Source organism: Stenotrophomonas maltophilia group sp. Smal13, assembly GCF_030236855.1.
In the GTDB taxonomy this organism is placed as follows: Bacteria; Pseudomonadota; Gammaproteobacteria; order Xanthomonadales; family Xanthomonadaceae; genus Stenotrophomonas; species Stenotrophomonas maltophilia_A.
Genome location: NZ_JASJSQ010000139.1, coordinates 1 through 8,991 on the forward strand (window position 1 = coordinate 1; position 8,991 = coordinate 8,991).

At 66.5% G+C, this 8,991-nt stretch carries 5 protein-coding genes; 3 read left to right on the forward strand and 2 right to left on the reverse strand.

Translation table 11 applies throughout. The annotated features are described in order from the left end of the window. The first annotated feature begins 416 nt into the window (after positions 1–416). Complete coding sequence (locus QRO95_RS24410; RefSeq protein ID WP_285303655.1) at positions 417–1,835, forward strand: DEAD/DEAH box helicase; 1,419 nt, start codon at positions 417–419, stop codon at positions 1,833–1,835. 617 nt (positions 1,836–2,452) lie between these two features. Here the strand turns inward: QRO95_RS24410 and QRO95_RS24415 are convergent. Next, complete coding sequence (locus QRO95_RS24415; protein WP_285303656.1) at positions 2,453–5,047, reverse strand: M14 family zinc carboxypeptidase; 2,595 nt, start codon at positions 5,045–5,047, stop codon at positions 2,453–2,455. 74 nt (positions 5,048–5,121) lie between these two features. Further along, the gene (locus tag QRO95_RS24420; RefSeq protein ID WP_285303657.1) at positions 5,122–7,761 is read right to left on the reverse strand and encodes a TonB-dependent siderophore receptor; all 2,640 of its coding nucleotides are present in this window, start codon (positions 7,759–7,761) and stop codon (positions 5,122–5,124) included. A 192-nt stretch (positions 7,762–7,953) separates the two neighbouring features. Here QRO95_RS24420 and queD point away from each other — a divergent pair, with 192 nt between their 5' ends. Together queD and QRO95_RS24430 are read left to right on the forward strand one after the other, a co-directional pair. Beyond that, on the forward strand, positions 7,954–8,316 hold the full coding sequence (gene queD / locus QRO95_RS24425; RefSeq protein WP_005407953.1) for a 6-carboxytetrahydropterin synthase QueD: 363 nt from the start codon (positions 7,954–7,956) through the stop codon (positions 8,314–8,316). Between the two features lie 117 nt (positions 8,317–8,433). Beyond that, positions 8,434–8,781 carry a phasin family protein gene (locus QRO95_RS24430; RefSeq protein ID WP_285303658.1) on the forward strand — a complete coding sequence of 116 codons (348 nt, stop codon included), beginning with the start codon at positions 8,434–8,436 and terminating at the stop codon, positions 8,779–8,781. Positions 8,782–8,991: the final 210 nt, after the last annotated feature.

Genomic DNA, 8,991 nt, shown 5'->3' on the forward strand with positions numbered 1-8,991 from the left:
CCGGAGGGGTACTTGCAGCGCCCCCCGCAACCGGACCCACCCCGCCATCCCTCAGGAAACCGGCTTTTGACGTTGACGTTGACGTTGCTTCGGCCTCTGCGGGTGCAGGGCGCAGCCCTGCAGAGAGCCCCCCCTACCTGAACAGGCCTTTTTGCGTGAAGTCTCAAACATCGTTTAGACTTGCAGGGTCTGCAGCGGCCGTCCGTTTCCCTCCGGGACCGCCGGCGACCTGGGTCCGCCCTCTTCGCCCGCCCCCACTCCGACGCCGTTCGTCACGCATTCCAGCCTGCGCTTCGTGCCGGCTGCACCCAATTCTCGCAGCGCGGTTCACGGGAACGCTCCGAGTCAGCCGATCAGTTTGATCTGCCCCCGTCTGTCCGTTCGGACAGGCGTTTCTTGTACTTGGAGCAATCTCAATGTCTTTTGAATCGCTGGGCCTGGCGCCCTTCCTGCTGCGTGCGCTTGCCGAGCAGGGCTACGAAAACCCGACCCCGATCCAGCAGCAGGCGATCCCGCTGGCGCTGGCCGGCCGCGACCTGCTGGCCGGTGCACAGACCGGTACCGGCAAGACCGCTGCCTTTGGCCTGCCGCTGCTGCAGCACCTGGGCACCGCCTCGCAGGAAGTCCGCAGCGGCCCGCGCAAGCCGCGCGCGCTGATCCTGGCCCCGACCCGCGAGCTGGCCACTCAGGTGCATGACAGCCTGCGCGGCTACAGCAAGTACCTGCGCATCCCCAGCGCCTGCATCTACGGCGGCGTCGGCATGGGCAACCAGCTGGACATCCTGCGCCGTGGCGTGGACCTGCTGGTGGCCTGCCCGGGCCGCCTGATCGACCACCTGGAGCGTCGCAGCATCGACCTGTCCGGCATTGAACTGCTGGTGCTGGACGAAGCCGACCGCATGCTCGACATGGGCTTCCTGCCGTCGATCAAGCGCATCCTGGCCAAGCTGCCGAAGCAGAACCGCCAGACCCTGCTGTTCTCGGCCACCTTCGAGGACAACATCCGCCAGCTGGCGCTGGAGTTCATGCGCAACCCGGAACAGATCCAGGTGACGCCGAAGAACACCGTTGCCGAAACCATCACCCATCGCGTGCACCCGGTCGATGCCGGCCGCAAGCGCGACCTGCTGCTGCACCTGCTGGCGCAGGACAGCCGCGAGCAGACCCTGGTGTTCGCCCGCACCAAACACGGCAGCGACAAGCTGGCCACGTTCCTGGAAAAGTCCGGCATCAAGACCGCGGCGATCCACGGCAACAAGAGCCAGGGCCAGCGCCTGCGTGCGCTGGGCGACTTCAAGGCCGGCCGCGTGACCGTGCTGGTGGCCACCGATATCGCCGCGCGCGGCATCGACATCAACGAGCTGCCGAAGGTGATCAACTTCGACCTGCCGATGGTGGCCGAAGATTATGTGCACCGCATCGGCCGCACCGGCCGCAACGGCGCAACCGGCCAGGCGATCTCGCTGGTGGCGCAGGATGAAGTGAAGCTGCTGCGCGCGATCGTGCGCCTGCTGGGCCGCGACATGGACATCCGCGATGTGCCGGGCTTCGAGCTGCAGACGCCGATCCGCTGGGGCAACAGCGCGCCGGGCAAGGCCGAGCACGATACCGGCGAGCGCGCACCGCGCAAGAGCCACGCGCGCCGTCCGCACGGCGATGCGCCGCGCCATGCGCATGCGGGCCCGAAGAAGGCCGGTGGCGGCCGTCGCGAGGGCGGTGGCAATGGCCAGCAGCGTGCAGGCGCAGGCGCCGGTCAGGGCCAGCGTCGTGGCGGTGGTGGCAATGGTGGTGGCCGTGGCCGCGGCCAGGGTGGCGGCGGCGGTCGCGCCAGCTGATCCCAGCTGACATGGAGGGTGCTTCCCGCTGCGCGGGGGCTATCGAGGGACGGCGCTGACGCGCCGTCCTTTTTTTTGTTGCGGGCTACCGGGTGATAAAGCACGCGGTGGCAGTACCGAGGGCGAATGGGCATGGGGGCAGCGCAGAACACGCTGTAAATACGTCCATGTAAGCTCGATGGCGCCATCCATGGCGCCAACGGTTCTGCGCTGCCCCCATGCCCATCCGCTTCAAGCATTGCCTGCGCCTTCTTCTCCCGCCGGGTAGCCGGGAGAAGAAAGATCAAATTCAAATTCAAATTCAAAGGCAAAAGCCGAAGTCGCAATTCCTGGCTTTGCTTTTGCTTTTGCCCTTGCTCCTGCCTTGGGGTTCGATGCATCCGCGCCCGCAGGAAACCGTCGAGGGGAGGCCGGGTGGGCTGCGCAGGACCGTTGGCGCCATGGGCCCGAGGCATGCCTCGGGCGGGTTGGGCAGGACGCCCAACCCCGGCCTTGCCGTGTGCGCAGGACAGCGCACACGAGCAAGGCGCCATCGAGCCCCCAAGGACGGGTTTACGGCGTGTCCTGCGCATCCCGCCCGGCCTCCCCCACACGCATCAATCAAGGCGCGCAAAGCCTCAACCCCGCGCTTTACTCGGATTCACCAGATTCCCGAAGAAGACCGCGTTGATCAGCAGTCGATCCGTCCCGTGCCAGTACTTGCGATGCGCCGGATCATCGGCAAACAGCACCACGTTGCCCTGCCCCTGCGCCGACACCAGCAGCCACGCGCTGCCCGCCACCCGCGTCCGGTTGCGCTCGGACAGATAGCCATTCACCCGCGGTGGCGTGTCGATGCGTACCACCGTCGAGAACGGGTTCGCGCTTGGCTGCAGCGTCACCGTGTTCTCCTTGTTGATCGCCAATTGCCGGCGCGGCACGCCGAATGCCAGCGGATGGCTGGTATCCACGTCGGCACTGAGAATGTTGCCACTGACCCGCTCGATCGCAGCGATGTCGCGCTGATCGCCGAACGCGCGACGGCTCTCGTCAGCCGCATCTTCTTCCTTGCCGAGCGCCTCGCCGTCGGCGAGCTTCTGTTCGATCGCCCACTTCGAGGCACTGCCGTAGGTCACCAGTGAACCACCGGCCTGCACCCAGCGCTTCAGTGCAGCCACAGCCGTGGCATCGACGCCGGTGTAGGTACCACCGGACAGCACGATGGTGGTGTAGCGGTCCAGCGGCACCTTGCCCAGCTGCTGCGGGTCCAGTTTGCTGGCCGGCAGGTGCAGCTGCTGGTCCAACAGGAACCACGCCGATCCGATTTCGGTGGCGGCCACGCCCTCGCCCATCACCAGTGCCACCGCAGGCTTGCGCAGCGCCTTGACGCCGTCACTGCCGAGGTCGATGCCTTCGCGGCTGCGGCCACTGGACAGCGCGTGCACCTGTACACCTGCCTCGCGTGCGGCGGATGTCACTGCCTCAAGCAGCGCCGCACCCTGCAGCGACTGCCCAGTGACCGGAATGACCAGGCTGCCGGCGGCGAAGCTGACCTCGCCCTGCGCGGTCGCGGTGGTGAACGGCTGGAATGCCGCGCGTGCATTCACGCCCTTGCCCTGCAGCGCGGCCAGCGCGCGCCCGGCATTGTAGTCGCGCCAGTCAATCGCGTAGGCGAATCCAGCCTGGCCCCCCAGCACCACGCCCGGCTCGGCCGGCAGCGCGGTCACCCGTGGGCCACCATCGATACGGCTGCGGCTACCGGCGAAGGCCACACCGTAGGCCGGTGCAATCGCGTAGCTGGTGCTGCCGTAGAACACATCGCCCTTGATCGGCGGCGTCTCGGCAAAGATCGAATGCACCAGGCGGAACTGCGCCTGCTGCACCGGCACCACGTAGGCGCTGCCGGCATCGAAGCGCTGACCATCGACACTGACGTCACGATCCAGCGCGCGCACCTCGATGCGATGCAGCAGCAACAGTTCCAGCAAACGACGGGTCAATGCGGGGTCATGCGCATCGCCGAATACGAAGCTCTTCACCGGCTGCTGTGCGGCCTGCTTCAACGCGCTCAGGAAGAACTGCTTCTGCAGGTCGAACAGGCCGCTGCGCTCGGCTACCGCGCCGCGCACCGTGCCCAGCCCGGTAGCCACCTGGTTGCGGATGGTGAACGGGAACGTCAGCAGACCATTCATCGACTCCTGCACGCGGCCCCGCGAGCTGGCCTGCTCGACGGTAACGCCGACGGCACCGTGGAAATCAGGATAGGTCGAGCCGTACACCGGCGAGAAGTTGTCGAAGTTCTCGCCGGTGTAGTACAGCGAGCCCAGCGCATCCAGCGCCTGCGCGTGGTACTTGGCCAGGGTCTTGTTGAATTCATACGACGCCGCTGGAATCAGCGGGCTGTGCATGCTCTTCGGCGAGGGCTCGAAGTAATAGGTGCTGTCCTTGCCCATCTCGTGGAAGTCGATCTGCACGTTCGGGTACCACTGGTGGAACACCACCACCTTCGGCCGCGAATCCTGCTGGGTCAGGGCCAGCCAGTCGCGGTTGAGGTCGGTGAAGTAGTGGTTGGTGCGGCCCTGCGGGAACGGCTCGACGTGTTCCTTGTCGGCCGGGTCGGCCGAAGCCGGATCGGAGGCCCACGCGTTGTGCCAGTTGGCGGCACGATCACGGCCGTCCGGGTTCTGCGCTGGGTCGAACAGCACCACCGCCTGCTGCAGCCACTGCTGGGTTTCGGCACTGTGGTTGGCCACCAGGTAGTACGCCGTCAGCATCGCCGCTTCGGCACTGGAGGTCTCGTTGCCATGCACGCTGTAGCCCAGCCACACCACCACCGGGCTGTCACCGGCGGCGCTGCGCGGCTGCGCCGGATCGGCCAGGGTCGCGTGCTGCTGGCGGATCTGTTCCAGCCGCGCGTGGTTGCCTGCAGCAGTGACGGTGGCGATCAGCAGCGGGCGACCTTCATAGCTGCGGCCGATCTCGCGCACGCTGATCTTGTCCGAGCGTTTCGCCAGTTCCTGGAAGTACGCCACCAGCTGGTCGTGCCGGGTGTAACGGCTGCCGATCGGGTAGCCGAGGAACTGCTCCGGCGTGGGCACCGCTGCATCGAACGCCGCTGCGTCGGTCACCTGCGGGAAGAAGTACGCGCTCTGTGCCTGCGCCGGCTGCGGCGAGGACAGTGCGGTGGCGGCGGCAAGCAGCAACGGAAGAACGGCACGGCGATGCAAGGACACGATGACTCCCCTGGAACACAACGGCAGACAGTCGCGCGGCCGGTCCCTTCAGGTGACCGGCCGCGGCGGATGGATCAGAAGCGGTAATCGAAGCCCAGCGTGAAGTAGCGGCCACGCAGGTCGTACTGGCTGAAGTCGTACGGCGCGCGGATGCCCGGGAACGAGGCGTCGTACGGAGGCGTCTTGTCGGCCAGGTTCTGCACCTTGGCGTACACGGTCAGCTTGTCGATGCCGGTGTAGGCCAGGTACAGGTCGTACTGGCTGTAGCTGCCGACACGCTGCTGCACGGCCTTGGCGGCGGTACTGGCTTCCTGGCGGTAGCTGCTGGTGTAGTACCAGGTCACGGCTGCGTTGAAGTCGCCGTACTTCCAGTCCAGCGTGGTGGTGGCCTTGTCCTTGGGCAGGGTCGCGCCCAGGTTGCTGCCGGCATAGTCCACCAGCGGGCCACCGACCACGGTCGGGCGACGGTAGTCGCGCACGTGGGTATAGGCCGAAGACACGGTGAAGTCACCCAGCGCAGCGGTCGGGATGCGCTGGCGCAGCTCGACGTCGATGCCCGAGGTCTTCAGCTCGCTCAGGTTCTGGTAGCGGTTGTAGACCGCCTGCAGCTTGCCGCGCTCATCGCGCTGCACGGCGCCGGCCACGTTGTCGTTGACCAGGGTCTGGGTGTTGTTGGTGCCGACCAGGTTGTCCAGCTGGATGCGGTAGTAGTCCACGCTCAGGTTGGTGTTGGCCCACGGCGACAGCACCACGCCGAAGTTCACGCTCTTGGTGCGCTCGGGCTTCAGTTCGTTGTTGCCGACGGTGAAGAAGGTGGGGTTCTGGCGCGAGCCCGGCACGTCCGGGTCACGCGGATCGACCACGCTGCCGTAGGCGATGCTGGTGCTGTTGGAGTTTTCCGACAGCGACGGTGCACGGAAGCCCTTCGAGGCGGAGGCACGCACCAGCAGGAAGTCGAGCGGCTGCCAACGCAGGCCGATCTTCGGCGAGAACGCGTCGCCGAAATCATCGTAGTGATCGGCGCGCGCGGCAGCGGACAGCTCCAGCGTCGATGCCAGCGGCACGTTCACTTCGGCGTAGGCCGCACTGACCTGGCGCTTGCCGTGCACTTCGGCGATGGCCGGGCGCACCTGCAGGCCGGCGTCGATCTGCCACGGGTTGTTGGAATCGAGCTTCTCGCGGCGCCACTCGGCACCGGCAGCGAAGCCGATCTCGCCGGCCCAGGTGTGGCCCAGGCTGCCGGAGATCTTGGCATCGATGCCCTGCAGCTTGGATTCGGCCGGACGCAGCGTGGCGATGTTGATCGAGTCGCGCACCGACTGCGGCGTGGCCGCCGGGTTCAGCAGGTTGTAGCTGCCCGTTGCCAGCGCATCGGCCAGCGCCCAGCGGTTGGCGAAGCCACCAGAGACGCTCTCGCGCTCGCTGCTGCGCGCGCCGAACGCTGCGACTTCCCAGTCCCACTTCGCGGTGGTGCCACGCAGGCCGAATACGCCGCGGTAGGCGGTGGAGCGGTTGGTCTTGAGCGTGCCGCCCAGGTCGAAGAAGGTGTATTCGATCGGAATTGCACGGCCGTACGGGTTGTACGGGTTGCTGGCCGGCAGCAGCGACGACACCGGCTCGGCCAGGCCACTGTCCGCGTTCAGTGCGAAGCGGCCGCTCTCCAGAGTGAAGAACGGGCTGCTGCCAAACCACGCGGTGCTCTTGATCTGGCTGTACAGCACTTCGCCGAAGGCTTCGACGTTGTCGTTCAGGCGGAAGGTGCCATTGGCATAGGCCTGGTAGCGCTTGGTCGAAGGGATCAGCGTGGTGAACGGCGCCTGGTTGAAGCCGCAGGTATCACCGGCCAGGCCGTCGATCGGCGCGCTGGCAACACGGGTGGTACCGGTCGGGCAGTTGCCGTTGGCATCGAGCATCGGCACCGACACGCCGTTGACCAGGTAGCGCGCGCCCTTGGCCGACCAGCCGTTCCAGCGGCCGCCGGGCTTGTCGGTGTAGATGCCGCTCTTTGTCAGGTTGCGTTCGTCCTGATCCAGGCGTTCGCGGTTGTAGCCCTGCAGGCTGAAGAGGATGTTGTAGCCATCGGTGTCCAGATCACCCAGGCCGCCGACGAACTTCAGGTTCTGCTCGTGCAGGCCGCCCTGGTCGGCGCCGCCGAAGCTGCCGCCGATCTCGGCGCCTTCGAAGTTCTGCCGGGTGATGATGTTGACCACGCCGGCCACGGCATCGGAGCCGTACACCGCCGAGGCGCCGTCCTTGAGCACTTCAATGCGCTCGACCGCGACCAGCGGCAACGCGTTGAGATCGACGAAGGTGTCGGACAGGCCGCCGGCCGGGAAGCCGTAGTTGGCTAGGCGGCGGCCGTTGAGCAGCACCAGCGTGTTCTTCTGCGACAGGCCACGCAGGCCGATGCCGGCCGAGCCGGAGGCCCAGCCGTTGTTGGTGGTTTCGTTGCTGGCGTTGCCGGTGTTGGCCGAGATCGAGCGCAGCACATCGGCCACGGTGGCCTTGCCGGTCTGTTCCAGCTGCTGGCGGCCGATCACCTGCACCGGGTTGGAGGCCTCGGTATCGGTGCGCTTGATGTTGGAACCGGTGACGCGCACGGCGGCCAGGGTGCTGGCTTCGCCACTGGCGTCGGCGGAGGTTTCGGCGGCGGCGGACAAAGGCGCGGCCAGAGCGACGGCCAGGGCCGCCACGAGCAGGGTGTGCTTGGGCATGACGATGTGGGGGAGGTGGTAAGGGCGACGAAGTTCCGCAGTAGTCCATGCCCGGCCGGGGTCCGGCCAATAACATCTCTTCATACGGATATAAGAGAAACTATCATCTCTTCATCCGGATGAAAAGACTTACTTCACGAAAGCCCAACATCCGCTCAGGCTGGCCGGCCACCTGCGGCGTACAATCGCGCCATGGAAATCTTCAAAGTCTTCATGCTCGAGGCGGCGCACCGCCTCCCCAACGTGCCGCCGGGGCACAAGTGCGCGCGCCTGCACGGCCACTCGTTCCGGGTGGAACTGAAGGTCGAGGGCGAGCCTGGCGCGCAGACCGGCTGGATCATGGATTTCGGCGACGTGAAGGCGGCCTTCCAGCCGATCTACGACCGCCTGGACCATCACTACCTCAATGACATCCCCGGCCTGGAGAACCCGACCAGCGAGAACCTGGCGGTGTGGATCTGGAACGAGCTCAAGCCGAGCCTGCCGGCGCTGAGCGAGATCACCGTGCACGAAACCTGCACGTCGGGGTGCCGTTACCGCGGCCCCACTGCCTGATCAACCCATTGATCTGAAAGGTGTTTCAAAGGCGCCGTGGGCGCCTTTGTTATTTTTGTTGCATTGCCGCATCAACGGCGTATGCTGCACTGCATCAAGCCACTCCCTGATGCCCCCATGGCCACCGCCTTCAGCGATCGCTTCAGTGATGCCACCCGCCAGCTCGCCGCCGCGGCAACGCGTGCGAACCGGTTGGCGTTGGAGAACGCGGAAAGCATGTTCGGGGTGCAGCTGAAGGCGATGGAGCGCAACCTGACCGCGACCGGCGGCTGGCTCGGCGAGCTGGCCCGCAGTGACGACGCGGCCGGGGTGCTCAACAAGGGCGCACAGCTGTGGCAGGACAACCTGCAGCGGCTCGGCCAGGCCCAGCAGGACGTGGTCGGGCTCGGCCTGCAGGCCGGCAAGGCCTGGTCCGAACTGGTGCACGGCTACAACGAATCAACGGCGGACGCGAGCAACCACTGACGCGACGCAACGCTCATTGCGTGGGTCCCTCCCCCCGCGCAATCCGGACCCGGCAGATCCCTCCCTCTGCCGGGTCTTTTTTTGCCTGGCGTTCGGATTCCAAAGCGCTTCCTCGTCTGGACTCTCTGCGAGCTGAGGGGCCCCGCCGGGGCGGGCAGGGGCCTGGGCAAATGTCCCCCGGCGCCGGCCGTTGGCCGTCACCTCCTCCTT